Source organism: Nocardia sp. NPDC004573, assembly GCF_053602135.1.
The window spans coordinates 102,409-127,077 of record NZ_JBSGDA010000013.1 but is presented as its reverse complement, the minus strand read 5'-3'; the positions used below and the strand labels follow the sequence as shown (position 1 = coordinate 127,077).

19 protein-coding genes are annotated in these 24,669 nt (G+C 68.5%); 5 read left to right on the top strand and 14 right to left on the bottom strand.

The window, feature by feature from the left end:
• Window positions 1-18: 18 nt before the first annotated feature.
• The 5 genes from ACWEKR_RS21150 to ACWEKR_RS21130 form a co-directional block, all read right to left on the bottom strand.
• Complete coding sequence (locus ACWEKR_RS21150) at window positions 19-2,265, bottom strand: heavy metal translocating P-type ATPase (RefSeq protein WP_452355913.1); 2,247 nt, start codon at window positions 2,263-2,265, stop codon at window positions 19-21.
• 37 nt (window positions 2,266-2,302) lie between these two features.
• Window positions 2,303-3,241 (bottom strand): hypothetical protein, encoded by a 939-nt coding sequence (locus ACWEKR_RS21145; protein WP_452355912.1) that lies wholly within the window; start codon window positions 3,239-3,241, stop codon window positions 2,303-2,305.
• A gap of 16 nt (window positions 3,242-3,257) precedes the next feature.
• A complete protein-coding gene (locus ACWEKR_RS21140) occupies window positions 3,258-3,464 on the bottom strand; it encodes a heavy-metal-associated domain-containing protein (protein WP_452355911.1) in 207 nt (68 codons plus the stop codon).
• A 277-nt stretch (window positions 3,465-3,741) separates the two neighbouring features.
• A complete protein-coding gene (locus ACWEKR_RS21135; RefSeq protein ID WP_452355910.1) occupies window positions 3,742-4,458 on the bottom strand; it encodes a sterol desaturase family protein in 717 nt (238 codons plus the stop codon).
• 8 nt (window positions 4,459-4,466) lie between these two features.
• Window positions 4,467-5,204 carry a FadR/GntR family transcriptional regulator gene (locus tag ACWEKR_RS21130; protein ID WP_452355909.1) on the bottom strand — a complete coding sequence of 246 codons (738 nt, stop codon included), beginning with the start codon at window positions 5,202-5,204 and terminating at the stop codon, window positions 4,467-4,469.
• A 481-nt stretch (window positions 5,205-5,685) separates the two neighbouring features.
• Between ACWEKR_RS21130 and ACWEKR_RS21125 the strand changes: the two genes are divergently transcribed.
• Window positions 5,686-6,204, top strand: coding sequence for a GNAT family N-acetyltransferase (locus tag ACWEKR_RS21125; RefSeq protein WP_452355908.1), 519 nt, complete (start codon window positions 5,686-5,688; stop codon window positions 6,202-6,204).
• A 98-nt stretch (window positions 6,205-6,302) separates the two neighbouring features.
• On the opposite strand, the gene ACWEKR_RS21120 is transcribed toward ACWEKR_RS21125, so the two are convergent.
• Genes ACWEKR_RS21120 through ACWEKR_RS21090 form a run of 7 tightly spaced genes read right to left on the bottom strand, consistent with a single transcriptional unit; the run spans window position 6,303 to window position 15,835 of the window.
• Window positions 6,303-6,965, bottom strand: a complete 663-nt coding sequence (locus ACWEKR_RS21120) for a hypothetical protein (protein WP_452355907.1) — start codon at window positions 6,963-6,965, stop codon at window positions 6,303-6,305.
• Window positions 6,962-8,632, bottom strand: coding sequence for an ABC transporter family substrate-binding protein (locus tag ACWEKR_RS21115; protein ID WP_452355906.1), 1,671 nt, complete (start codon window positions 8,630-8,632; stop codon window positions 6,962-6,964). The genes ACWEKR_RS21120 and ACWEKR_RS21115 overlap by 4 nt, the downstream gene beginning before the upstream one ends.
• Window positions 8,633-8,670: 38 nt before the next feature.
• On the bottom strand, window positions 8,671-10,371 hold the full coding sequence (locus tag ACWEKR_RS21110; protein ID WP_452355905.1) for an ABC transporter family substrate-binding protein: 1,701 nt from the start codon (window positions 10,369-10,371) through the stop codon (window positions 8,671-8,673).
• Entirely contained in the window at window positions 10,368-12,053 is a 1,686-nt protein-coding gene (locus tag ACWEKR_RS21105) for an ABC transporter family substrate-binding protein (protein WP_452355904.1), read from the bottom strand. Before ACWEKR_RS21105 ends, ACWEKR_RS21110 begins: the two co-directional genes overlap by 4 nt.
• 13 nt (window positions 12,054-12,066) lie before the next feature.
• A complete protein-coding gene (locus ACWEKR_RS21100; protein WP_452355903.1) occupies window positions 12,067-13,944 on the bottom strand; it encodes an ABC transporter ATP-binding protein in 1,878 nt (625 codons plus the stop codon).
• Window positions 13,941-14,861: an ABC transporter permease gene (locus tag ACWEKR_RS21095; RefSeq protein ID WP_452355902.1), complete on the bottom strand. Its 921-nt coding sequence runs from the start codon at window positions 14,859-14,861 to the stop codon at window positions 13,941-13,943. The genes ACWEKR_RS21100 and ACWEKR_RS21095 overlap by 4 nt, the downstream gene beginning before the upstream one ends.
• Window positions 14,858-15,835 carry an ABC transporter permease gene (locus ACWEKR_RS21090; protein WP_452355901.1) on the bottom strand — a complete coding sequence of 326 codons (978 nt, stop codon included), beginning with the start codon at window positions 15,833-15,835 and terminating at the stop codon, window positions 14,858-14,860. The genes ACWEKR_RS21095 and ACWEKR_RS21090 overlap by 4 nt, the downstream gene beginning before the upstream one ends.
• 154 nt (window positions 15,836-15,989) lie before the next feature.
• Here ACWEKR_RS21090 and ACWEKR_RS21085 point away from each other — a divergent pair, with 154 nt between their 5' ends.
• On the top strand, window positions 15,990-16,829 hold the full coding sequence (locus ACWEKR_RS21085) for an HAD family hydrolase (RefSeq protein ID WP_195085174.1): 840 nt from the start codon (window positions 15,990-15,992) through the stop codon (window positions 16,827-16,829).
• A 114-nt stretch (window positions 16,830-16,943) separates the two neighbouring features.
• On the opposite strand, the gene ACWEKR_RS21080 is transcribed toward ACWEKR_RS21085, so the two are convergent.
• Window positions 16,944-19,484 carry an N-acetylmuramoyl-L-alanine amidase gene (locus ACWEKR_RS21080; RefSeq protein ID WP_452355900.1) on the bottom strand — a complete coding sequence of 847 codons (2,541 nt, stop codon included), beginning with the start codon at window positions 19,482-19,484 and terminating at the stop codon, window positions 16,944-16,946.
• A gap of 253 nt (window positions 19,485-19,737) precedes the next feature.
• Between ACWEKR_RS21080 and ACWEKR_RS21075 the strand changes: the two genes are divergently transcribed.
• Window positions 19,738-21,573, top strand: coding sequence for a SpoIID/LytB domain-containing protein (locus ACWEKR_RS21075; RefSeq protein ID WP_452355899.1), 1,836 nt, complete (start codon window positions 19,738-19,740; stop codon window positions 21,571-21,573).
• Between the two features lie 456 nt (window positions 21,574-22,029).
• Window positions 22,030-22,788 (top strand): MerR family transcriptional regulator, encoded by a 759-nt coding sequence (locus ACWEKR_RS21070; RefSeq protein ID WP_452355898.1) that lies wholly within the window; start codon window positions 22,030-22,032, stop codon window positions 22,786-22,788.
• Between the two features lie 286 nt (window positions 22,789-23,074).
• Here ACWEKR_RS21070 and ACWEKR_RS21065 read toward each other — a convergent pair whose 3' ends face one another.
• The gene (locus tag ACWEKR_RS21065) at window positions 23,075-23,710 is read right to left on the bottom strand and encodes a TetR/AcrR family transcriptional regulator (protein WP_452355897.1); all 636 of its coding nucleotides are present in this window, start codon (window positions 23,708-23,710) and stop codon (window positions 23,075-23,077) included.
• A 108-nt stretch (window positions 23,711-23,818) separates the two neighbouring features.
• Here ACWEKR_RS21065 and ACWEKR_RS21060 point away from each other — a divergent pair, with 108 nt between their 5' ends.
• A complete protein-coding gene (locus ACWEKR_RS21060) occupies window positions 23,819-24,541 on the top strand; it encodes an SDR family NAD(P)-dependent oxidoreductase (RefSeq protein ID WP_452355896.1) in 723 nt (240 codons plus the stop codon).
• The last annotated feature ends 128 nt before the right edge of the window (window positions 24,542-24,669 follow it).

Here is a 24,669-nt window from a genome sequence, read left to right as displayed (position 1 = left end):
CCCGTCCGGTGATTCGTTTCAGTTCGCGGTCGAGCGGAAACCGCGCAGCCGCAGGCTGTTGCTCACCACGAAGACCGAGGAGAACGCCATCGCGGCGCCCGCGAGCATCGGGTTCAGCAGGCCCGCCATGGCCAGCGGGATCGCGGCCACGTTGTAGGCGAAGGCCCAGAACAAGTTGCCCTTGATGGTCGCGAGCGTCCGGCGGGACAGCCGGATCGCGTCCGCGGCCGCCCGCAGATCGCCGCGCACCAAAGTGAGATCGCCCGCCTCGATCGCCACGTCGGTGCCGGTGCCCATGGCCAGGCCCAGGTCGGCCTGCGCCAGCGCCGCGGCGTCGTTCACGCCGTCGCCCACCATCGCGACCACTTTGCCCTCGGCCTGCAACCGCTTGACCATGTCGACCTTGTCCTGTGGCAGCACTTCCGCGATCACCTCGTCGATGCCGACCTGCGCGGCGATCGCCTCCGCGGCGGCCCGGTTGTCGCCGGTCAGCATGATCGGGGCGAGTCCGAGGGCCCGCAGCTGGGAAATCGCCTCGGCGGAGGTGGGTTTCACCGCGTCGGCCACCACGAGCACGCCGCGCGCCGCGCCGTCCCAGCCCACCGCGACGGCGGTCCTGCCCTCGGCTTCGGCCGCGCGCATCGCCGCGGTCAAGACTTCGTCGAGGTGCTGTGACCAGTCGGCGAGCAGCCGGGCGCGACCGACGACCACCGCGTGGCCGTCTACCGTGCCCTGCACGCCCAAGCCCTCGGCATTCGCGAAATCCTCGACCGGCTTCAACTCGCCCACTCGCTCGCGGGCGCCTTTGGCGATGGCTTGGGCGATCGGATGTTCGGAGGAATCCTCCAGAGCTCCGGCCAGTTCCAGAATCCGCTCGACCTGCTCGCCCTCGGCGGGGATCACCTCGAGCAAGCTCATCTTGCCCGCGGTGACGGTGCCGGTCTTGTCCAGCACGATCGTGTCCACCCGCCGGGTGGACTCCAGCACCTCCGGGCCCTTGATCAGGATGCCCAGCTGCGCGCCGCGTCCCGTGCCGACCATCAGCGCGGTCGGCGTGGCCAGTCCGAGTGCGCACGGGCAGGCGATGATCAGCACCGCCACCGCCGCGGTGAACGCCGCGGCCACCGATCCGCCGGTGCCGAGCCAGAATCCGAGCGTCGCGACCGACAGCGCGATCACGATCGGCACGAAGAACCCGGAGATCCGGTCGGCCAGCCGCTGGGCCTGCGCCTTGCCGGTCTGCGCGTCTTCGACCAGCTTCGCCATCTGCGCCAACTGGGTGTCCGCACCGATCCTGGTGGCACGCACCACGATCCGTCCACCGACGTTGACGGTCGCGCCGACCACCACGTCGTCCGGGCCGACCTCCACCGGCACCGATTCACCGGTGAGCATGGAGGCGTCGACGGCGGAGGAACCTTCGGTCACGACGCCGTCGGTGGCGATCTTCTCGCCGGGCCGCACCACGAACCGGTCGCCGACCCTCAACTGCTCCACCGGAATACGCTGCTCGGTTCCGTCACGCAGGACGGAGACCTCTTTGGCCCCCAGCTCGAGCAGGGCTCGCAGCGCCGCGCCCGCGCGCCGTTTGGCCCGCGCCTCGAAGAAGCGCCCGGCCAGGATGAACGTGGTGACGCCCGCCGCGGCCTCGAGGTAGATGCTGCCGGTGCCGTCCATCCGCGAGATGGTGAACTCGAACGGATGCGTCATGCCCGGCGTGCCCGCGGTGCCCCAGAACAGCGCGTACAGCGACCAGCCCAGGGCGGCCAGCGTCCCCATCGACACCAGGGTGTCCATGGTCGACGCGCCGTGGCGCAGGTTGGTCCATGCCGCACGGTGGAACGGCAGCGCACCCCACACCACCACCGGCGCGGCCAGCGTCAGCGACAGCCACTGCCAATTGGTGAACTGCAAGGCCGGGATCATCGCCATGGCGATCACCGGTACCGACAGCACCAGCGAGACCAGCAAGCGGGTGCGCAGGGCGGCGGCGGGATCTTCCTCGGCGGCCTTCTCCTGTGGCTGCGGCGGAGCGGGCAGGGCCGCGGTGTAGCCCGCTTGTTCGACGGTGGCGATCAGGTCGTCCGGCGAGACGTCGCCGGTGACCTCGACCCGGGCCTTCTCGGTGGCGTAGTTCACGGTCGCGGTGACGCCGTCGAGCTTGTTGAGTTTCTTCTCGATGCGGGCGGCGCACGACGCGCAGGTCATTCCACCGATCACGAGTTCGACCTGCCCGGAGGGCGGCGGTTGTGTCGCGGTGGTCATCGTGGTTGCTCCGTTCTGTGCGCGGACGGTCGTCGGGTCAGTGCGCGTGGCCGTCCGGCTGCTGACCAGTGTGTTCTTGTTGGTTCGAGGCGTCTACGGCGGGGGTACCCGGCGCGACGGTCAGGGTGAATTCCGCGGTGCGGACCACGCCCTCGTGCTGGAAGTCGAGGAACAGGCGGTAGTCGCCCGCGCTCGGCGCCGTGATGGCGAAGGTGATGCCCGGTCCGGCCGTGGTCACGCCGTCGCCGGGGTGGCCTTCCGGATGGACGTGCAGATAGCCCAGGTCGGCGGCGCGCAGGGCCACCAGGTGGCCGTAGGCCCCGAGGTAGGGCTGCAAATCCGTCACCGGCTTGCCTGCCCGGCTGACCGACAGGGTCACCTTCGAGGCCCGGCCCGGGACCACTGCGCCGTCCAGCGTCACGGTGTAGTCGCCGACGTTCGCGGTGGAGGTTGCCGCGGGCAACTGCTGGGGGTCGTAGCGGCCCGCCACCCGCAGGTCCGCGCCGAGCGTCAGCCCGGCGCCGCCCGCCGGGGTGAAGTCGGCGAACACCCGGTAGTCACCGGCGCGGGTGAGGTCGAGCGGGACGCTCCACGTTCCGTTGCCGTCGAGCACCGGGTGCACGTGCTGGAAGGCGACCATGTCGCGGCGCACGACGATCAAGTGCAGGTCCTTGTCATGGCTGCGCACGTACCTGGTGACGGGTTTCCCGTCGCGGTCGAGGATCGTGAAGCGCAACGGTACGTTCGCCGCGGCGGTGGTCTGGGCGGTGTCCAGTCGCAGGGTGTAGCCGCGGTCGGTGGCCATCATTCCCGCTGGTAGCGCGTCGGCCTGGGCCGAGTCGGCGTCGTGAGTTTTCGCGTCGTGGGCGGCGGGTTCGGCGGGCTCCGGCCCGATCACCGCACCGGCCGCGAGGGCGATGCCGAAGACGGCGGCGAGGCCGAGGGCGAAGCCGCCGAATTTAGTGGATGCGTTCATCGACGTGCTCCGTCCGTCAGTCGGTGACGGCATAGCCGGCGCGGGCCACGGCGGCGGCGAGTTCCGCGCGCTCGATCGGGCTCGCGCTCTCGACGGTCACCAGTCCCTCGGCGAGATCGACGGCGACGGAACCGACGCCCTCGAGGCGGCCGATCTCGGTGCGGACCGAGGCGGCGCAGCCGCCGCAAGTCATGCCGGTGACGGTCACGGTGGTTGTGCTCATGGTCGTTGTCCTCCTGCGGTTGTCTCCGAATGCATTCTACCCTACCCCCCTAGGGTATAAAGATGTCAAGTTCGGGTGCAGACGAAAGCCCGGCCCGCGCCATGATTCGCGGACCGGGCTGGGTGAAACGGGATCAGCCGCTGGCCGTCGTGCCCGTCTGGTGGAGTCGTAGCGGGACCGTGGTCGGAGAGGTCCGAATACCTGGAACGGGTGGTGCGGAGGAGGTCATGCGCACCAGTGCCGCCCCGCTGACGTCGCGAGGCGGCACCTGCTGGGATCAAGCCGAATGCAGGTTGCGTGCGGTAGGTGAGGTCTCGGTCGTGGCCGGGTCTGGGTAGGTGCCGAAGAGGCGGTCGGCGGTGCCGGAGCTGGTGACCGTGAACCAGTAGTGCTCGTTCTTGTAGTGGTGATGGCGGTGGTTGCGCCAGACCGCTCGGTAGAGCGCGCCTTTCGGCTTGTAGTCGGTGTGGATCAGGTAGTGCGTCCACTCGTAGCCGAGGCCGAGCAGAGTGATGGTGATCAGGAAGGTCAGGCCGAGGCCCGGACGGGGGAAGGCGAACGCGGCCAGCGCGATCAACACCACGACCAGCACCGCGAGGGTTCTCGTGGGGATGAAGATCAGCGGGATGTCGCGCGGATCGACGTGGTGCTCGCGGTGCTTGCGGGCCAGTTCGCTGTCCAGCGCGAGCGGGCCCAGCCGCCGTGGTTTCCAATGCAGCACGGTGACGTGCACGACCCACTCGAAGACCGGGAAGACCGCCAGCATCACCGCCGGAACCAGCAGGTCGGCCGGCTGCCAGTCGCCGACGACGACGCGGGCGATCAGCGCGCCCACCAGGGTGGTCCCGATCATCCACGGCGACGGATGCCGGACGAATTCCGCGAATGCCTGGCCCAGGGTGAGCCCGCGACGCAACGCCCGCTCGTCCCTGCGCACCCGCGCCCGCGCGTCCGCCTCGACCGAGGCCCGTTCGGATGCTTTGGATTTCGTCATGTTCGTTCCTAGCTGTGCGTGACCGGCGGTCCGCCGAGGACCTCGATCAGGGCGGTGGTCGCCGGCTCGAGCAGCGCCCGAGCGCTGGTGGCGGCCTTCTGCGGCCGGCCCGCCGCGATGGCGGCGGCCAGTTCGCGGTATGCCTCGATGTTGCCCACCTCGGCGGACATGATCGGGGCCAGCGCCGCGAGCGCCGGTTCATAGGCGGCGCGCAACATGTTGAACATCAGCCGGAACACGATCGAGTCGGCCGCGTCCACGACGTGATCCCAGAACTCCATCGCGTGCCGCTGCTGCGCGATCGGGTCCTGCTCGGCGGCAAGCGCTTCGACGGACGCCTTCAGCAGGGGACGAACCCCGTCGGCGCCGATCGCGCCTACCCGCCGCGCGGCCAGCTCCGCCACCTTCGGCCCGTTGTGCAAGCGGGCCTCCAGAATGCTGCGCGCGACCGCGGGGTCCAGTTCCCCGGCCTGCATCAGCAACCTGGGCAGCACCTCGAGCCCCGCGCCGCGGCGATAGTCCAGCACGGTGGTCGCGTCTCCCTGCCGCACGGCTACCAGCCCGGCCGCGGCCAGCCGCTGGAGCGCCTCCCGCACGGCGGGCCGGGACACCCCGAGCGCCTCCGCCAACTGCCGCTCGCTGGGCAAGGTCGCCCCGGGCGCCAGCTCGCCGCTGAGCACGTCCGCGGCGATCTGCTCGAACACATCCGCCGATACCGACCGCTTGACCACAGGTTGCAACGCCATGCGTCTACTGTGCGCCTGCTTGGTCAGAAGGTCAAGTGGTCAGACCAATTGCCAGCATCGCTGCCCTCGGCGGCCATTGCATCGAGGAGGACATGCCGGACAACGCGTACGACAGCTGAGCGATATCTTCGGTCTCGCCGACCGCCGGTTCTGACCGGAGCGGCGACATGGCACTCATCGGACCGTTCGGAACGCTGCGCCGGCAGGTGCCGGGTCCGCAGCAATAATTCGGTGTCCCGCTTGCCGTGGGGGAGTTAACATCCGCTCGTCCGTATTCGCGGTGGAAGCATTGCCGAGGAGGTGGGGCGGGATGACCGCGCCGAAGACCGCCGTCACACGCGCCGCCCGGACTGTCCCAACGTCCCGGGTCCCGGTCTGATCCCTCTTCGTCCGGCGTTCGTGTTGCGAGCCTCGCGGCTCGCGTGACGGTGGCGCTGTGTCCGTGACCGGGCCCGACCATCATGAACACGGAGAATCCGAGTTGAGTTCCACCATCGATTGGCGCGTGCGCGCCGAAACTGATGCCGACATTCCCGCGATCCACGAGATCAACGCCGCGGCCTTCGAGCGGGCCGACGAGGCCGAGCTGGTCGGCGCACTGCGCGACGACCCCGCATGGATCGACGGCTTGTCGATCGTCAGTACGCTGCCGGACGACACCCCGGTCGGCTTCGCACTGCTGACTCGCTGCCACGTGAACACGACGCCCGCGCTGTGCCTCGGCCCGTGCGCGGTGCTGCCCGACTACCAGAAGACCGGTGCGGGTTCCGCCGCGATCCGAGCCGCGCTCGCGGCCGCGACGCGGATGGGCGAGCGTTTCGTCATCGTGCTCGGTCATCCGGCGTACTACCCGCGCTTCGGGTTCGGCCGGGCGTCCGAGCACGGGATCGGCCTCAGCATTGATGTCCCGGATGAGGCGTTGATGGCGCTGACACTCGACCCTGCTCAGCCGCTGCCGCGCGGCACGGTCCGTTACGCCGCACCGTTCGGCATCGACTAGCACCGTCAGTGTGACAGTACCGACGGTGGGGCGGAGCCGATTCGCTCCACCGTCGGGTCTGGGCAGGACAGTCCATGATCCGCGCCGACACGCGGATGTCAGCTGGGATCGGAGCCCCGGACGGCGGACAGCCAGATCGTGCAGGCGGCGGCCACGGTGGTGGCGGCGACGAAGGCGGGGAAGCCACCGCCGTCGAGATAGACCCACAGGAGTGCGGCGACGGGGGCGGCGACCGTGGACTGCGCGTCGAGCAGCAGACGACGGCGCAGCCGGGTGGCCTTCGCGGTGTGGGCGGGTGCGTCCGGGTCGGGGCGGCTGGGATTGTCGACGAGACGACCGGGCGGTTCGACGTCGCGGATGCGGCCGGAGGGGTAGAGCCGTTGTCCGGCGACGTGGATCGTGCGGTCGGTGAGGTCCGCGTCGGTTTCGGTGAGGATGGTCAGCGCCGGGTCGAAGTACACCGGAAGCCACCGTGGCCGCCCGGTGCCCGCGACTTGCAACCACGACCGGCTGTCCAGGCGATGTTGCTGGCGGATCCGGGCTACCCGCACGGTGCGCGCGGCGCCCGAACGCCGGAACGGGAGCACGCCGAAGGCGACGGCGAGCCGGTACCCGGTATACCCGATGATGCCGAGGGCAACGGCGACCAGCGCCGCCACCTGATCCACAGTGCCGAACGGCGCCCAAGCGGCACAGACCGCGAGGGCGCCGATCGTCACCGTGAGCGGATAGGCCAGCGCGTGGCCCGGTCCGGTGCTCACTTCAGAAAGCCGACCTTGGTGTAGTCACGCGAGGCCAGGCCGAAGGCACCGTAGTTCGCCAGATCGGTCCGGACGGCGTAGGTGCCCGCGGCCTGGTGCAGCGGGATCGAGTACCCCTCCTCGAAGATCATCCGATCGCATTCGTTGGCCAACTGAATGGCCTTGTCGGGGTCGAGTTCGGAGAGGGTCCGGTCGATCAGCGCGTTGAGTTCCGGGGTGCCGATCCGCGCCTTGTTGCCCTGCAGGTTGGCCGGGTCGTAGTAGTAGATCTGCCGCAGTCCGCTCAAGGGGAGAACGCTACCGTTCCAGCTGAATTGGGCCAGATCGAAATTGCCGGGATCGATGACATTGGTGAACAGTCCCGTGCCCGGCACTGTCTGAATGGTCAGTTTCACTCCGACTTTCGCGAGATTCTGCTGCACGATCTGCGCGGTCTGCACCCACTGGTCCTGCTGGTACATCACGTCGCGGAGTTCGAGCTTGCGGCCGTCCTTCTCGCGGACGTCGCCGTTGAGTTTCCAGCCGAGCGCGTCCAGCATGCGGGCCGCCTCGTCCGGGTCGTAGGCGATGGGCGCGGCGTTGTCCTGGTAGCCCTTCTGCCCCGACACGAAGACGTGATTGTTCAGTGGCTTGGGATCGTCGACGACGCCGTGCTGCGAGGCGGTGACCACGCCCTGCCGGTCGATCGCCTTGGAGATGGCGATCCGCAGTTGCGGGTCGGCGAGCAGGGAACCGGGCGCCCCGTTGAACGTGATGTGCGACCAGGTCGGCTCCGGCGTGCGCCGGATGACCACGTTCGCGGCATTGCGCGCTGCGCTGACGTTCTCGATGCCGGACATGTAGGCGATGTCGAGCTCGTTGTTCTGGATCGCGGGCAGCCAGGCCGAGTGGTCGAGCACACTGAAGGTGACCGAATCCAGTTTCGGCGTATCGCCCCACCACCGGGGGTTTCGCCCGAGCACGATCCGATTCTGGCTGCGATCGATGGAGGTGACCGCGAAGGGGCCCGCGCTGACCGGCAACCCGTTCTTGGCCGCGTTGGTGAAGGTGTCGGGCGTCGCGGTGACCGACTTGGGGTACAGCGGGTTGAACAGCCCTTGCCATTCGCTGTAGGGCTGGTCGAAGGTCACCACGGCTTGCCGGTCGTCGGCGCCGCGCTCGACCTTGCCGACCCGCTCGAAACCGCCGGTGCCCGAGACGAGGAACGCGTTGTCCTTGCCGCTCAGGGCATTCGCCTGGGAGCGGAGGTCTTCCCAAGTGATCGGTGAGCCGTCGGACCACATGGCCTTCGGGTTGATGGTGTACTCCACCTGCTGGGGGCTGGTCCCGGTCAGCTTGATGTCGGTGAAGAAGTCGCGGTCGACGCTCAGCTGTCCCGCCGCGTCGCTGACGAAGGCGGTGGGCATCGTCGCTTCGACGATGGAGGAGACGCTCTCGGTGCCGCCGTCCACATGCAGGTAGTTGAAGGTCTCCGGGAAGTTGGTGAGCGCCAGCCGCAGATTGCCGCCGTCGCGCAGTTCGCCGGGGTCCCGCGGATTGATGTCGTTGGTACTGCCGACCGTGCTGGTGCCGGGCGCGGCGGCGTTGTCGCCGCCACAACCCGTGACGGTCAGCCCGACCACGACCAGCGACAACGCCAGCCGGGTAGACGCAGAGGTAATCCGCATGGTGATCCTTCCTGCTCGTTACGTCCTGCGGAACGGCCTCACTTCTCGAAGCCCACCCGGAGGTAGTCCGTGGAAGCCAGGCCGAAGGCGCCGAAGTTGGCCAGGCCCGCTCGAACCGCCACATTGCCCGGCGACTGCGCGATGGGCACCGAGTGGCCCAACTCGAAGATGATCCGGTCGGCCTTGTTCGCCAGCTCGATCGCCCGCTCGGGGTCGAGTTCGGAAATGGTCTGCTCGATGAGCTCGTTCAGTTCGGGCGATCCGATCCGTCCCTTGTTGCTGAGCGTGTTCGCCGGGTCGTAGGCGTAGATCTGGGGCAGTGCGCCGAGCGGGAAAATGCTCCTGGACCAGCTGAACTGGGCGATGTCGAAGTTGCCGGGGTCGATCACATCGGTGAACAGGCCGTTGCCGGGGAAGGTCTGGATCACCAGTTTCACCCCGACCCGGGCCAGATTCTGCTGCATGATCTGCGCCATCTGCACCCAGGTGTCCTGCTGGAACATCACATCCCGAATCACCAGCTGCCGCCCGTCCTTCTCGCGGACGTCGCCGTTGAGCTTCCACCCGAGTTCGTCCAGCATGCGGGCCGCCTCGTCGGGGTTGTAGGCGATCACCGCGGAGTTGTCCTGGTAGCCCTTCTGCCCGTCGAGGTAGATGTGATTGTTCAGCGGCTTGGGATTCTCCACGATCCCGTTCTGCAGCGCGGTGACGATGCCCTGGCGATCGATCGCCTTCGCGATCGCGACGCGCAAGCGCGCATCCGCGAGGATCGACCCGGGCGCGCCGTTGAACGTGATGTGCGAGTTGTACGGGCGCGAGGCGCGCCGCACGATGATGCCCGGCGAGTTGGTCGCCGACTTGACCTCCTCGATGCCCGAGATATCGATGGCGTCGAGTTCATTGTTCTGCAAGGCGTTGAGGCGGGCCGAATAGTCGAGCACGCTGTAGGTGACGGTGTCGAGCTTCGGCGTCTCCCCCCACCACTTCGGGTTGCGGCTGAGCACGATGCGTTGCTGCGCCCGGTCGACAGAGGTGATCACGAACGGTCCGGCCGACTTGGCGAGCCCGTTGCGGTCGCGCTCGTTGAACGCCTGTGGCGTCTCGGTCGATTCCTTCGGCATCAGTTGACTGAACAGTCCTCGCCACTCCGCGTAGTGCTGCGCGAAGGTGACGACGGCCTGTCGGTCGTCGACGCCGCGCTCGACCTTGGCCAGCCGGTTGTAGCCCTGGGTCGCGGAGACCCGGTATTCGGTGTTGCGGCCGCTCAGCGCCTCCGCCTGAGACCGAAGGTCTTCCCAGGTGATCGGGCTGCCGTCGGACCACACCGCCTTCGGGTTGATGGAGTAGACCACCCGTTGCGGGTTTGTCTCGGTCAGGGCGATGTCGGTGAAGAAGTTGTGATCGATCGACAGTTCGCCGGTGGCGTTGGCGGTGATCGGCCCCGGCAATGTCCAGTCGACCACTTCGGCGAGGTCACCGTCGGCGTCGACGTGGTGCGAATTGAACGTCGCGGGGAAATTCGTGATGGCGAGACGCAGATTGCCCCCGTCGCGCACTTCGCTCGGGTCTCGGGGATTGATGTCGTTGGTCGATCCGAGCGCGCTGGAACCCGACTTCACCTCGCTGCCGCCGGAACCACAGCCGACCAGCATCGCGAGCGCCGTGCCAACGGTGAGAGCCCGGACCATCACGCTGCGTGCCCGCCGCCGGCGGTCGAGAGTTGCCTGTGCTGGTCTCATTTCACGAATCCGATCTTGGTGTAGTCGTAGGACGCCAGTCCGGGGGAACCGATATTGGCGAGGTCCGCGCGGGCGCCGAAACTGCCGTCGGACTGGGTCAGCGGCAGGGAATGCCCTTCCTCGAACACCTTGCGGTCGACCTCGTTGGCCAGTTCGATCGCCTTCTTCGGGTCGAGTTCGGTCAGCGTGCGCTCGATCAGGGCATTGAGCTCGGGCGAGCCGATACGGCCGTAGTTGCCCTGCAGATCGTTCGGGTCGTAGTAGTAGATCTGGCGGATCGAACTCATCGCGAAGGCGTCCCCGGCGAAGATGAACTGCGCGGCGTCGAAATCACCGGGGATGATGACGTCGGTGAAATAACCGGCACCCGGTTTGGTATCGATGGTGAGCCGCACGCCGATCCGGGCCAGATTCTGCTGGATGATCTGCGCGATCTGGACCCACAGCGGGTCGTTGTACATCACATCGCGAATTTCCAGCTTGCGGCCGTCCTTCTCGCGGACGTCGCCGTTGAGCTTCCAGCCGAGCGCGTCGAGTTCCCGTGCTGCCTGGTCGGGGTCGTAGGCGACCGGCGCCGAATTGTCCCGGTAACCGTCTTGCCCCTGCAGGAAGATGTGGTTGTTCAACGGTTTCGGATTCTCCACCAGGCCGTTCTGGGTCGCGGTCGCGATACCCTGCCGGTCGATGGCCTTCGCGATCGCCACCCGCACGCGCGCATCCGCGAGAATGGAGCCGGGTGCGCCGTTGAAGGTGATGTGCCGCCAGCGGTTACCGGGCGCACGGCGAATCACCAGCCCGTCGGTATTGCGGACCGTCTTGACCTCGTCGATCGAGGCCAGCCGGACGAGATCCAGTTCGTTGTTCTGCAGCGCGCCCGTCCAGGCCGCATGATCCAGCACGCTGTAGGTGATGGTGTCCAGCTTCGGCGTCTCGCCCCACCATCGCGGATTACGGCTGAGCACGATCCGGCCCTGGGCACGGTCGGTGGACTGGACGACGAACGGGCCCGCGCTGGGGCCGAGCCGGTCCACCAGTCCCTTGTTGAACGATTCCGGGGTCGCCGTCACCGATTTCGGGAAGAGCGAGGAGTTGCCCGCGAACTGGCCGCGCCATTCGCCGTAGGGATGGCCGAAGGTGAGGACCGCCTGCCGGTCGTCCACACCGCGCTCGACCTTGTCGACGAACTCGAAGCCGTTGGTGATCGCGATCAGGAAGCGCTTGTCGCGGCCGCTGAGCGCGTGTGCTTGCGCGGCGAGGTCCTCCCAGGTGATCGGCGTGCCGTCGGACCAGACCGCCGCGGGATTGATGGTGTAGGTGACCTGTTGCGGATTGGTGCCGGTCAGCGCGACATCGGTGAAGAAGTCCCGGTCGACGGTCAGGTTGCCCGCCGCGTCGGCGTCGAAAGCGCGCGGCATCAGCGGGCGCTCGATATCGGCGATCTCGCCGTCGTTACCGTCATTGGACAGGGTGTTCCAGTTCGCCGGGAAACTGGTGACCGCCAGGCGCAGGTTGCCGCCTTCGCGCACCTCGTCGCGAGGCTTGGGGTTGATGTCGCTGGTGGTGCCGAGCGCGTCGGACAGTCCAGCGGCCGACTCGTCGGGGCCGGTCGCGCAGCCCCCGGCGATCAGCGCGACCGCCGCCAAGCCCGCGGTCCACCGCCATCGGTCGAAACGGATCCGCATCGCGCTCTCCTGACTATCGGCTGACTGCTGGAACCGGCACCGCGTCGATCAGCGCCCTGGTGTACTCGTGGCGCGGCTCGGCGAATATCTGCTCCGCCGAACCGTATTCCACGATCTTGCCGCGATACATGACGGCGATGTCGTGAGCCAGGTTCCGCACCACGGACAGGTCGTGCGAGACGAACAGATACGACAGGCCGCGCTCGGTCTGCAGGTCACGCAACAGGTTCAGCACGCCCGCCTGGATCGAGACGTCCAGCGAGGAGACCGGCTCGTCGAGCACCAGCAGCTCCGGATCCAGCGCGAGGGCGCGGGCGATGCTGATGCGCTGCTTCTGTCCGCCGGAGAAGTCGGCGGGGTAGCGGTCGGCGTGCTCGGGGCGCAGCCCGACCTGCTCGAGCAGTTGCGGTACGCGACGGGCGATCTCGGCCCGTGGACGCCCGTCGATGCGCAACGGTTCGGCGAGCGCGTCGAAGATCGGCAGGCGCGGGTCCAGCGAGGCGGTGGGGTCCTGGAAGACGATCTGCATCTTCCGGCGGATCTCCCGCTTGCGCGCCTTGCTCAGCGAGGCGACGTCATTGCCCATGATCTCGATCGTGCCCTCCTGCGGAGAGGCCAGATCGAGGATCTGGGTGAGCGTGGTGGACTTACCGGAGCCGGACTCGCCGACCAGTGCCAGCGTGCGCCCGCGGCGTACCTCGAAACTGATGCCGTCGACCGCCCTGATCTCGCCCTTGCGACGGCGCAGCAGCACGCCCGAGGTGAGGGGGAAGACCTTCACCAGGTCCGAGACGCGCAAGACCACGTCCGACTCCACCTCGGCCTCGGCGTCCGGCTCGGCGATCTCGCGGCGATAGGCCTCGAACAACTCGTCGGTGCCGACCTCGGTGGTGCGGATGCAGGCGGCCGCATGCCCGGGTTCGACGCCCTCCAGCGGAGGTTCCGCCGCCCGGCACTCGTCGATCGACACCGGACAGCGCGGTGCGAACGAGCAGCCCGGCGGGAGCGCGTGCATGGCGGGCGGCGCGCCGACGATCGGGATCAGCGGCCGCCGCGGCGGACCGTCCATCCGCGGAATCGAGCCGAGCAGACCAACGGTGTAGGGCATCCGCGGTGTGTTGAACAGCTCCGTGGCGGTGGCCGTTTCGACGATCCGGCCCGCGTACATGACGGCCACGCGGTCGGCCAGCGTCGCGGCGATGCCCATGTCGTGGGTGATCATGATGACGCCCGCGCCGGTGATGTCGCGCGCCTTGCGCAGCAGGTTGAGGATCTGCTTCTGCACCGTCACGTCCAGCGCGGTGGTCGGCTCGTCGCAGATGATCAGCGCCGGATCGTTCGCGATCGCCATCGCGATGACCACACGCTGGCGCTGGCCACCGGAGAACTCGTGCGGAAACGCCTTGGCCCGTGCTTCCGGGTCCGGGATGCCGACCAGATCGAGCAACTCCACCGCGCGTTTCGCGGCTTCGCCGCGGCCCATCTTGCCGTGCGCCAGCAGGGCTTCGGCGATCTGATCACCCACCCGGTACACCGGCGTGAGCGCCGACAGCGGGTCCTGGAACACCATGCTGATGGAACTGCCGCGCAGCTTGGACAGGTCGCGATCGCCGAGGCCGAGCAGTTCGCGGCCGCGGAACCGGATGGAGCCCGCGATCCGCGCCTGCTCCGGCAGCAGTCCCATCACCGCCAGCGAGGACACCGACTTGCCGGACCCGGATTCACCGACGATGGCGAGCACTTCGCCATCGGACACCGTGTAGGTGACGCCGCGCACCGCGTCGATCCGGCCTTCCTCGCTGGGGAAGGACACCCGCAGATCGGTGATCTCCAGCAGGGGCGCGGTCGAGGTCGTCTCGATCGTCTGCTCGGTTGTTCCCGCGCTCGTCATGCTTTCGCCTTCTTCTTCGACCGTGCCCGTTTGGCGCCGGGGTCGAACGCGTCGCGCAACCCGTCACCGACGAGGTTGGCGCACAGCACGGTGATGATCAGCAGACCACCCGCGAACAGGAACAGCCAGGGATAAGTCAACGCTGATTTGGTCCCCGCGGCGATCAGCGACCCGAGCGACACGTCCGGCGGCTGTACGCCGAAACCGAGGAAGCTCAGGCCCGTCTCCGCCATGATCGCCGAGCCGACGGTGAGGGTGGTATCGATGATCAGGATCGAGGCGATGTTCGGGATGACGTGACTGAGGATCACCGTGCGGGTGGGCGCTCCCATGTACCGCGCGGCCCGGACGAATTCGCGATCGCGCAGGCTCAGGGTCAGGCCCCGCACGATCCGCGCGGAGATCATCCAGCCGAAGCAGGACAGCAGGAGGATCAGCAGCAGGATCGAGCCGCTGCCCTTGGTGCGCGGCGCGAACAGCGCGATGACGATGAAACTCGGGACCACCAGCAGCAGGTCCACCAGCCACATGATCGCGCGGTCGGTCCAGCCGCCGAGCAGGCCGGCCAGCGAACCGGCGGTTGCCGCGATCGTGGTGGACAACAGCGCGACACACAGGCCGATGACCAGCGATTTCTGCAATCCACGCAGGGTCTGCGCGAGCACGTCCTGACCGATCTGGGTGGTGCCGAACGGATGTTCCGGGCTCGGCGGTTGGAGCAGGGCGGTGTAGTCCAGTTGCTGGTAGTCGTAGGGCAGGAACGGCGGCAGCGCGAAGCTCGCCACGAACAGCGCGATCAGGATCAGGCCGCCCGCGACGGCCGGCTTGTTGCGCAGGAAGCGCCGCAGCACCAGCCTGCGCCGCCCGGTCGCGGTGACCTCGGGGGCGCCCTGGACGATGATTTCGGCTTCCGTCATCCCACACGCACCCTTGGGTCGAGAATCGCGTACACGATGTCGGACAGCAGACCCGACACCAGCACCACCAGGCCGGCGAACGCGGTCACCGTCACCACGACGTACAGGTCCTGGGCGTTGATCGAGTCGACCAGCCACTCACCGACGCCGTGCCAGCCGAAGATCTTCTCGGTGAATGTCGCACCGGTGATCAGAGCGCCGAGGCTGTAGGCGAACAGCGTGGCCATCGGGATCAGCGCCGTGCGCAGACCGTGCTTGTAGAGCGCCTTGCTGCGCGTGAGCCCCTTGGCACGGGCGGTGCGGATGAAATCGCTCTGCAGCACATCGAGCATGGCGTTGCGCTGGTAGCGGCTGTAGCCGGCCATGGCGCCGAGGGCCAGTGCGGTGGTGGGCAGGATCAGGTGCTGGATGCGATCGAGCAGCTGCGGCCCGAACCCTTCGATCTTGTTCGCCGACGTCTCACCGGTATAGAGGAAGATCTGCGATCCGGCGAGCGAATTGATCTCCAGCGCACCGTATTTGAGCAGCGTCGCGAGCAGGAACACCGGCGTGCTCAAGATCAGCAGCGACACCACCGTGGTGAAGTAGTCGCTGAACTTGTATTGCCGGATCGCGCCCGCCGCGCCGATCAGCACGCCGAGCACCGTGCCGACCAGCGAACCGACGATCAGCAAGCGCAGGCTCACCGCGACCCGCCGCGGCAGCTCCTCGCTCACCGGCTGACCGGCCAGCGTGGTGCCGAAGTCGCCGTGCGGGATGCCCGCCAGCCAGGTGAGATAGCGCTCCGGGATCGGGTCGTTGAGGTGCAGCTCCTCGGCCTTGGCGTCGATCACTGCCTGTGGCGGGCGCGGATTGCGTTGTTCGAGACTGTCCAGCGGACGGAACGTCAGGGACGCCAAACTGAACGTCAGGAACGAAGCCAGCAGCAACAGCACGACATAGTTGAGCGCGCGTCGTAGCAGGAAGCCGGTCATCAGTCCTCTGGTCTTTCGGCTGGACGAGCCAGCGTCGGTATTAGCCCCCGATCATAAGGACGTGGTCGGCGGCGCGCGTGCCACCCGACATCCGGGCATGTCCGGGGCTCGACCGGGCACCGGCCCGGGCGCGAGACCGGCGTTGTCCGGCAGGATGGAATGGGTGACGCCCCTGCACCTGCCCAAGCCGAAGATGGTCGCCACCGATGTGGACGGCACGCTCATCGACCACGACGAGCGGGTCACCGCGCGGACCAAGGCGGCGGTCGGCGCCCTGATCGCCGACGGCGTGCCGTTCGTGCTGGCCACGGGTCGTCCGCCGCGCTGGATCGATCCGGTGGTGCAAGGCCTGGGGTACGCGCCGCTGTGTGTGTGCGGCAACGGCGCGGTGATCTACGACAGCGCCGCCGACCGGGTGCTGGTCAGCATGACGTTGGACGTGCCGACGCTCGCCTGGCTCGCCGACGTCGCCGAGCGGGCGTTGCCGGGCTGCGGTCTCGCGGCCGAACGTGTCGGGGAGAGCGCGCACGATGCGGTGACGCCGCAATTCGTCAGCTCGCCCCAGTACGAGCACGCCTGGCTCAACCCGGACGACACCTCGGTCGCCCGCGAGGAGGTCATCGACGCGCCCGCCATCAAGATGCTGATCCGGTTGCCCGGCGCGCGCAGCTCGGACATGCGCGCGGTGCTCGCTCCGCTGATCGGCGAGCGCGCCGACATCACCTACTCGACCGAGCACGGGCTCATCGAACTGTCCGCGCCCGGCATCACCAAGGCCGCCGGGCTGGCGGTGGTCGCCCAGCGGCTCGGCGTGGACGAGTCCACCATCGTCGCGTTCGGCGACATGCCCAACGACGTCCCCATGCTCACCATGGCCGGTCACGGCGTCGCGATGCGCAACGCCCATCCCGAGGCGCTGGCCGCCGCCGACGAGATCGCCGAATCCAACACCGACGACGGAGTCGCGCGCGTCCTCGAACGCTGGTGGGTGTGAGCTGTATCGAATCGCTTCCGGCCCGGGAGGGCTCCACGAGCGCGTGCAGGTGCCGGAACGACTCGGAGCCCGCGCGTGAGGGCGCGGGCTCCGGGCGACAGTCACTTTCCTGGATCAGCCTTCAGGTGATGGCGATGGAGCGGCGAACGCGGCTTGGGCCGGGGCCGCACCGTGTGGTGGTTGGACGGCGGCCGGGTGCTGCGGGTCCGGTTGCGATGGTCCGGTGAAGGCCGGTGCGCCTGGCCGTGCCGGTGTCTGGGCGAGTGGGGTTCTCGGCTCGGGTGTCGTGCCGACGGACGGTGCGAGGGTGGCTGAGGCCGGAGCGCCGTTCGCGTTCTGCGCGTCAGCCGGAGCCGCGCCGTCTGGAGCGCCGTTGGCCGGGGCGTTTGGAGCTGTGGCGGCCGAAGCCCCGTTCGCCGGGAGACCTGGAGCCGTCGCGGCAGGAGCCCCGTTCGCCGGGAGACCCGGAGCTGCGGCGGCCGGAGCGCCGTTGGCCGGGAGACCTGGAGCCGTCGCAGCAGGAGCCCCGTTCGCCGGGGCGGCCGGAGCCGGGGCATCGGCCGGAATCGGGGCGCTTACCTGGGCCGCGACCGGGTTCCGGCTCATCTCCTCTCGGTAAGTGTCGTTGTAGGTTTTCCACACCGTCGTGACGAGGCCGGTCAGCTGGTTGAGAATCAGTGAGCCGTGCTCGAAGTCGGCGCGCAGGCCGTCCGGGACCGGGTAGGCGTTGTGCAGGGGGAGGCCGAGCAGACCCGTGTCGGCGCCGAGCTGTAGGAAGCGGTCCAGGATCGTGCCGAGTACCTCGACGACCTGTCCGTCCGGCGCGGTGTAGACGTAGCCGTTGGAGAACTTGGCGAACTGTTGGCCCTGCGCGGCGGGCAGCACGTCCGACCGGACCGCACCGAGCGGGCCGTTCGGTCCGCCGGACTGCGACCAGTGCTTCGCGATGATGTTGTCCTGCACCATGTTCAGCAGCTTGGTGGTCAGTGCCGCGAGGGCCGACACGTCGACCTCGCCGGTTGCCGGGGGCGGGCTGTCGGCGCCGCTGGGCGCACCAGGAGCGCCAGGAGCGCCTGCGGCGATATCGCGGATTCGATCCATCAGCGCGTACGCGGCGTCGCCGGGGCACGTGGTGTTGCCGACATCGCGGTGCGCGAAGACGACCGGCAACCGCACCGACTCACCTTGGGCATACGGGGTGTAGGAGGTCCCCTCGGAGACCATCGTGGTGGAGCCCTTGGGATCGAGGCCGGCCACCTTGGTGCGCCAGCCGACGAACGCGCCGATGGCCTCGATCGCCGCCTCCGTCGGTTGCTCGGACTCGTAGTTGCCCATCAGCGCGACGCCGGAGGTGTTCTCGTTGAACCCGCCCGCGTGCGCGCCCTGCACCGGACGGTCGAGGCCGCCGAAGCGTCCCTCGAAGACCTGGCCGTATTTGTCGACCAACGCGTTGTAGCCGATGTCGCACCAGCCCAACGTCTTCGCGTGATAGGTGTAGATCGCGCGGACGATGCCCGCCGACTCGGACCTGCTGTAGTCGTTGCGGCCGGCGGTGTGGTGCACCGTGACGCCGCCGAGGCCGTCGTCGTAGGTCGGCTCGTCGCAGCGGATGGATTCGTCGGCCCCCCACTGGGCGCGCGTGATCACGGTGGGCCCGCCGCCGGGCAGCGCCGCGGCGACGTCGCGCAGTTCGCCGTCGGTGGCGCCGCGGCCGGGATCGATGAGGACGGCGGTCAGGTCCGCGACTTGGCGAGCCGAGTCGTCGGAGCGTGCGGCCGGCTGCCGAGCCGGGTCGTCCGGGGCCGGCCGCGCCGCGTCGGCCGGGACGGGTGCGGGTTGCGCCACCGGCTGGATCGCGCCCGCTGCCGTCTGCTTGCGGGTGACCAGGACTTGGACCGCGTTCGTGTCGCCGACATAGATCGGCTCGGTGCCGTCGGTCGCGCCGGGGCCGGATCGGTCGGTGCGGTGGGTGTCGACCGGCTCGGTGTCGTACCACGGTCCCCAGGTGCCGTCGGGTTGCCGGGCTCGGATCGTGGCCTTAGTGTCCGTGAGCTCGCGGGCGGTGAGGGCGACCATGCTGAACGGGGTGTCGCTGGAGAGTTCCTTCACTTGGGCCCCGACCTGGCTCAACAGCTCGGGGCTCACGGCGCCCGGAGACAGTGCGGGAGTGTCGGGCGTGGTGCCGGGCTGCAGGCGAGCGGGATCCGCGATGAAGCGCACACTGCCGCTGGCGCGTCCGGAAATCGGCTGAGCAGCGGAATTCAGGTGCTCGGGCGTTCGATTCGAATCGAATTCCGGTTCGGAGGTTTGGCCGGAATTCGAGCTGGGTAGTCGTATTCCTTCCGGTGGCCGCGCGTCCGGTGGCAGAGATTCGCCGGGAATCGGAATGGACGCGGCGCCATGCAGCATGCGTAGATCGGAAAGATGCAGATCAGGCAGGGTCAGCCCGGTGAGTTCGCGCAGCGGCAACACGATATCGGGAGCGTGCGTGAGCGCCACCTCGGCCAGTTCGGCCGGTACGGCGGCGGGTTCGCTGTCGGTGGCGGTGCGGTAGTCGGACGTATCGCCGAGGGTGAGCGTGCCGAGCGGGGCGGCTACCGCGAGGGTGGTGACCACCGGGAGGACGTAGGAACGTTTCGGTTTGCGGTACCGCACGAGCGTCTCCAATCAGGTCGAACCAGTGATCACGGGTGATTCCGAGTTACTTCCTGATGTACCAATGGTCACAATAGCCACATTTGCAACAGGGCTAAACCTCTGGTTGAGGATTATGTGATTGCCTGAATGTAGCTGGTTGATTGCTGGCCCGTCTCGGAAACCGATGTAAAAGGTGGATAACTACTACCGGCCCTGGAAACCGTGGGAGTGAACGGATGCATCGTCGAGCACGGATGCGGGGGACGGAAAAATGCTGGTGAAAACGATATTTCCGCGCCGGGCGCGCGGCGCGCGCACGGGCGGGGGGCCGCCGCGCCGCGCCCGATCGGCCCCGGTGATGCTGATCGGAGTCGGCTTGATCGTCGGCAGCCTCTTCGCGGTCTCGGGCCGACCGATCGATGCGCCCTATCGCCCCCTCGCCGGACCAGGGCACGGGCGCGGCATGAGCCAGTTGGGCGCCTTCGACCAGGCGCGAGCGGGATGGGGAGCCGAACGCATCCTCGCGCATTACTACCGCGGCGCGACGCTCGGCACCATCGCGCCCACGGCCGTCCGGGTTCGCCTCATGGCGCGGGACGACTCCGCACTGGACGTCTTCGCGGCTGCCGGTCTGCGGGTGGCGGGCCGGGAGGTGGCGCCCGGCCATGTGGCGCACCTGACGGCGCTGCCGGGCGGCGGCGCGAACGTGGTCGTGACAGTCGGCTGCGACGGTGCGGTGCTGTGGCAGGCGGCGACCGATGACCCCTGGATCCGTCCCGTCGATCCCCGGCCGGACCGGCCGGCGTCGGAACATCTCACCTTGTGTGGTGGTTGGGCGTATCGCGGCGCGCTGGGCGTCGCTCTCGAGGACGGCGCGGCCCGCGTGGTCAACCAGGTGGACGTCGAGGACTATCTGCTCGGCGTGGTCCCGGCCGAGGTACAGCCTAACTGGGCGGACAAAGGCGCGGCCGAGGCGCTGCGCGCCCAGGCGATCGCGGCGCGCTCCTACGCTCTCGCCGAACAGCGCTACCCGTACGCGCAGACCTGCGATACGACCGCCTGCCAACGGTATTCCGGCACCGCGCAGGAAGATCCACGCACCGCGGCAGCCGTCGCCGCTACGAGAGGGACGATCCTGCTGCGCGAGGGCCGGATCCTGCGGACGGAATATTCCGCCGCGCCCGGCGGAGCGGAGCCCACCGACATCCACACCTTGGATGTGGGACCCGCGCCGCAGGAGTTGATTACCATCGCGCCCACGGTGGATCCGCGCACGCAGGCGGCGGTCGGCCCCGGTTCGCCCGTGGATCCGCGCACGCAGGCGGCGGTCGCCCCCGGTTCGCCCGTGGATCCGCGCACGCAGGCGGCGGTCGCCGAATCGGCTGTCGATGCCGAATACCGCCGCATCGGCGGTGCCGCGAGCGGTCTCGGTACGCCGCTCGGACCGGAGATGATCCTCCCGCAGCGCGCGGGCACCTACCGGATGTACACCAACGGCGTCATCATCGTGACGCCCACGCTCGGCGCGCAGGTCGTGGACTACTCCCGCATGCTGCAAGAGGTTCCGGAAGCGAGTGGGCCGCAGGCCTTTTCCCCCAGCACGTCACCCGGCGGCGCGGCTCCGCCCGGCGTTGCCGCACCCGGTGGAATCGCTGCGCCTCGGGTCGGTGGCGTTCCCACGACCGATCAGGCAGGTGCGCTCGGTGGTGCCAGCTCGCCCGGGGCCGGTGCACCCGGCGGTGTCATCGCGCCGGGGGGCGCGACTCGCCCAGAAGTCGCCACGACTGATGGTGCAAGCGCGCCGGTCGGTACGAACTTGCCTGATGCCGCAGCGCCCGCCGTGGCGACTGCGCCCGGTATTGCCGGACTTGGCGGTACAACTCGACCAGGGGCCGCCGCGCCCGATGGCGTGCGGCCGCTCGATGTCGCGGGATTACCTGGTGCCGGCGCGCCGGGCAATGTAGCCCCGCCGGCCGGGGGCGCGGGGCCGTCCGATCTCGCGGGATTGCCTGGTGTCGGTGCGCCGGGCAATGTAGCCCCGCCGGCCGGGGTTCCCGCATCTGACGGTGTGGCTCAGCCTGGTCGGCCGCCGCGACCGACGATGTGAACACTCCGGATGGTGCGCATTACTCGCGTTGCGGCTTTATCTGGTGCCTGTCTGGTGGTGGGCTTCCGCCACAGATATTGCGATTGACGGAGCTGCGCATGGGTGGGTGCACAGGTGCCGGTTCGGGTTGGTGCCGGTGCGTGTGAGCCGAGCAGTGCGGCGTCCGCGCCGGAGACGATCGCAGGCGGTGTCTGTCGCCGAGCAACTCGACCGAAGTGCCGCAACCCTCGAGCAGGCGACTCACCGCGCCACGAAGGCCAGGTACCGCGACCGCCCTCCACGACACCCTGCCCGACACGCCGAAGGCCCGGCTCGTGCCGGGCAGGCGCCCGTCCGGGCCGCGCTGGTGCCGGTAATCCGGTCGGCTGAAATTTCCCCTCTAAAGCCGTTGACCTTGACGTAGCGTCAACTTGCAAGCTGGTTACACCGACGAGAGCAAGGAGGGAGGGGGCGGTCATGCGGACCGGGGAATGGTCCATTCAAGATCTGGCGAAGGCGGCCGGTACCACCAGTCGCACGCTGCGCCACTACGGGCAGCTGGGGCTGTTGCCGCCCAGCCGGATCGGGGCCAACGGCTACCGCTATTACGACCAGGCCTCCCTCGTGCGATTGCAACGCATCCTGCTGCTGCGTGAACTCGGCCTCGGCCTTCCGGTCATCGCCGAAGTCCTTGCGGGCGGGCAGGACACCGCCGCCGCGCTGCGCACGCACCTGGGACTGCTACGGCAGGAACAGGATCGGATCCGGCGGCAGATCGAGTCGGTGCGAACCACGCTGAACAAGACGGAAAGAGGTGAACAACTCGTGGCTGCGGAAGTTTTCGACGGCTTCGACCACACGAAGTACAAGGACGAGGTGATCGAACGCTGGGGCAAGGACGCCTACGAGAGCGGTGACCGCTGGTGGCGCTCGATGTCCGACGCGGACAAGAAGGCCTTCCAGCAGACCCATCTCGACATCGCCGCCGACTACGGCCGGGCCCGGGCCGAGGGCCTCGCGCCCGACGCCGAGCAGGTGCAGGCCATCGTCCAGCGCCACTACGACTGGATCGGCATCGGCTGGCAAGGCCGTCCGGTAGTGAAGGAGGCGTTCGTCAACCTGGGCGAGATGTACGTGGCCGACCCGCGTTTCGCGCGGAACTACGACGTGCACGGCGCGGGTACCGCCGAATTCGTGCGGGACGCGATGAAGGTCTACGCCGAACAGCGGCTGTAGCGCAAATCATCCGGCGGCCGGTACGCATGCGCGCGTACCGGCCGCCGGTCGTTCGGTCATCGAGAGCCCCCATTCCCTTGTGCAACTCTCGCGCTCGGGTCGGTTCCTGGCGGGACGGAGCGGTAGTCGGTGCAGAGGAGCCCGGCAACCGATCGCCGGCATCGCAGTTCGGTGTTCGGCCACCGGAACCGCAGTTCGGCCAACACCCATCCGCCCCGCAGTCGCGACCGCCACACTGACGCGCTGTCCGGGGCTCGCTCGATGCGACTCGAGGCCACGTCCCGGCTCACGAGGTCTGGTCGCCGCGCCCGAGCGCCTGCATCAGTTGATCTTCGGTGATCGGGGGCACCGGCAGCGGATGAGCCGCTTCCGCGCGCAGGCCGTCGAGTATCAGGCCGAGATGGCGCCGCCAGGCTTCGGGGGCGATGTCACTGGTCGCCTCGACGATTCTGGTGTGTGACCAGGTGATGAAGGCGATGTCCTCGAGTACCCAATCGGCGCGCAGGGCCCCGGCTTCCTGCGCGCGGGTGATGATCCGGCGCATCAGGCCGTGGCCGTACTCCTGTGCCCGCGCGATGGCGCGGCTGGGCGCCGCCCGCACGGCCAGTTCGCTGAGCAGCCGATCGGCGGCCTGCAACGCGCAGACCTGTTCCACCAGGTAGACGAACGATTCCCATGGGTCGTCGATGGCCAGCGCGTCCTCGGCGATGCGGCTGCCCGCTTCGATCCGGTCCTCGACCGCGGCGGCGATGATGTCGTCGCGGGTGGGGAAGCGGTTGTAGAGGGTGCCGATGGCGACTCCCGCGCGAGCCGCGATCTCCTTGAGCGGGGCGTCGAGGCCGCGCTCCTCGAAGACGGCGCGGGCAGCGGTCACGAGCGCGTCCCGGTTGCGCTGGGCATCGCTGCGTAACGGCTTGTCCACGGCCCGATCCTACAAATCGGATAAGCCTCAATATGTTGAGCATAGGTTCAAGTTAGGTTATCGTCAGCGTTGAACTTGAACCATGTCTCAACTTAATCGGGAGTGGCAATGTCCAAAGCCATCGCGATCTTCGGGTACGGCCCCGGCCTCGGCGTCGGCACGGGACGCCGATTCGGGCGCGAAGGGTTCCGGGTGGCCGTCATCGGGCGTGACCCGGAGAAGGCGCGGCGGCATGCCGACGAGCTGGCGGCGGAAGGTATCGAAGCCGCCGCCTTCCCCGCGGACGTGACCATCGCCGCGCAGTTCACCGGCGTGATCGCGGAGATCGAGGCGACGCTCGGGCCGATCGATGCGGCCATGCACGGCGCGGCGGGCAACATGAGCGACCGGCTGCCATCGACCCTGGCGGTGGACATCCCCTGCCTGGACGCTCCGATCGCGCTGAAGCTGCGCTCGCCGATCCTGGTGACGAGGGCGCTCGCGCCGAAGATGGTGGAGCGAGGAGACGGCGCGTTGCTGTTCTCGTCGGGCTCGTCCGAGCGTTTCGTGGCGCCCTACCTGGCCAACTTCGGCATCGCGCTGGCCGCGCAGCGCGGTTACCTGCGCCAGCTCGAGTTGGAACTGCGCGGCACCGGCGTCTATGTCGGGCTGCTCAACATCGGCGCGCTGATCGACGGCAGCAAGGCCGCGCAGATCGTCGACGAGCATCCGGAAGTGGTCCCCGACGGCCTGGAGATCGTCCGCGTGAGCGGCGACGAGCTGGGCGAGCACTACTGGCGGCTGTACACCGAAAGGGACAAGGTCGAGCTCGACGTCGGTTTCCCGGCCTGAGCAGACGCGCAAAGACCGCTGATCGCCCAGCCGGACCCGCAGAACACCTCGGGACCGGGCGTGATCCTGCGGCCGCCGGAGTAAACAACCGGTCGGTTGCCAGAGAAGTCCATTACGGCAAACTTCCG

Coding starts and splice junctions, on each gene's coding strand:
- ACWEKR_RS21145 (WP_452355912.1), bottom strand. CDS start 3,241: ATGAACGCATCCACTAAATTCGGCGGCTTCGCCCTCGGCCTCGCCGCC.
- ACWEKR_RS21135 (WP_452355910.1), bottom strand. CDS start 4,458: ATGACGAAATCCAAAGCATCCGAACGGGCCTCGGTCGAGGCGGACGCG.
- ACWEKR_RS21085 (WP_195085174.1), top strand. CDS start 15,990: ATGGAATGGGTGACGCCCCTGCACCTGCCCAAGCCGAAGATGGTCGCC.
- ACWEKR_RS21130 (WP_452355909.1), bottom strand. CDS start 5,204: ATGGCGTTGCAACCTGTGGTCAAGCGGTCGGTATCGGCGGATGTGTTC.
- ACWEKR_RS21105 (WP_452355904.1), bottom strand. CDS start 12,053: ATGCGGATCCGTTTCGACCGATGGCGGTGGACCGCGGGCTTGGCGGCG.
- ACWEKR_RS21095 (WP_452355902.1), bottom strand. CDS start 14,861: ATGACGGAAGCCGAAATCATCGTCCAGGGCGCCCCCGAGGTCACCGCG.
- ACWEKR_RS21150 (WP_452355913.1), bottom strand. CDS start 2,265: ATGACCACCGCGACACAACCGCCGCCCTCCGGGCAGGTCGAACTCGTG.
- ACWEKR_RS21075 (WP_452355899.1), top strand. CDS start 19,738: ATGCTGGTGAAAACGATATTTCCGCGCCGGGCGCGCGGCGCGCGCACG.
- ACWEKR_RS21110 (WP_452355905.1), bottom strand. CDS start 10,371: ATGAGACCAGCACAGGCAACTCTCGACCGCCGGCGGCGGGCACGCAGC.
- ACWEKR_RS21070 (WP_452355898.1), top strand. CDS start 22,030: ATGCGGACCGGGGAATGGTCCATTCAAGATCTGGCGAAGGCGGCCGGT.
- ACWEKR_RS21140 (WP_452355911.1), bottom strand. CDS start 3,464: ATGAGCACAACCACCGTGACCGTCACCGGCATGACTTGCGGCGGCTGC.
- ACWEKR_RS21090 (WP_452355901.1), bottom strand. CDS start 15,835: ATGACCGGCTTCCTGCTACGACGCGCGCTCAACTATGTCGTGCTGTTG.
- ACWEKR_RS21100 (WP_452355903.1), bottom strand. CDS start 13,944: ATGACGAGCGCGGGAACAACCGAGCAGACGATCGAGACGACCTCGACC.
- ACWEKR_RS21115 (WP_452355906.1), bottom strand. CDS start 8,632: ATGCGGATTACCTCTGCGTCTACCCGGCTGGCGTTGTCGCTGGTCGTG.
- ACWEKR_RS21060 (WP_452355896.1), top strand. CDS start 23,819: ATGTCCAAAGCCATCGCGATCTTCGGGTACGGCCCCGGCCTCGGCGTC.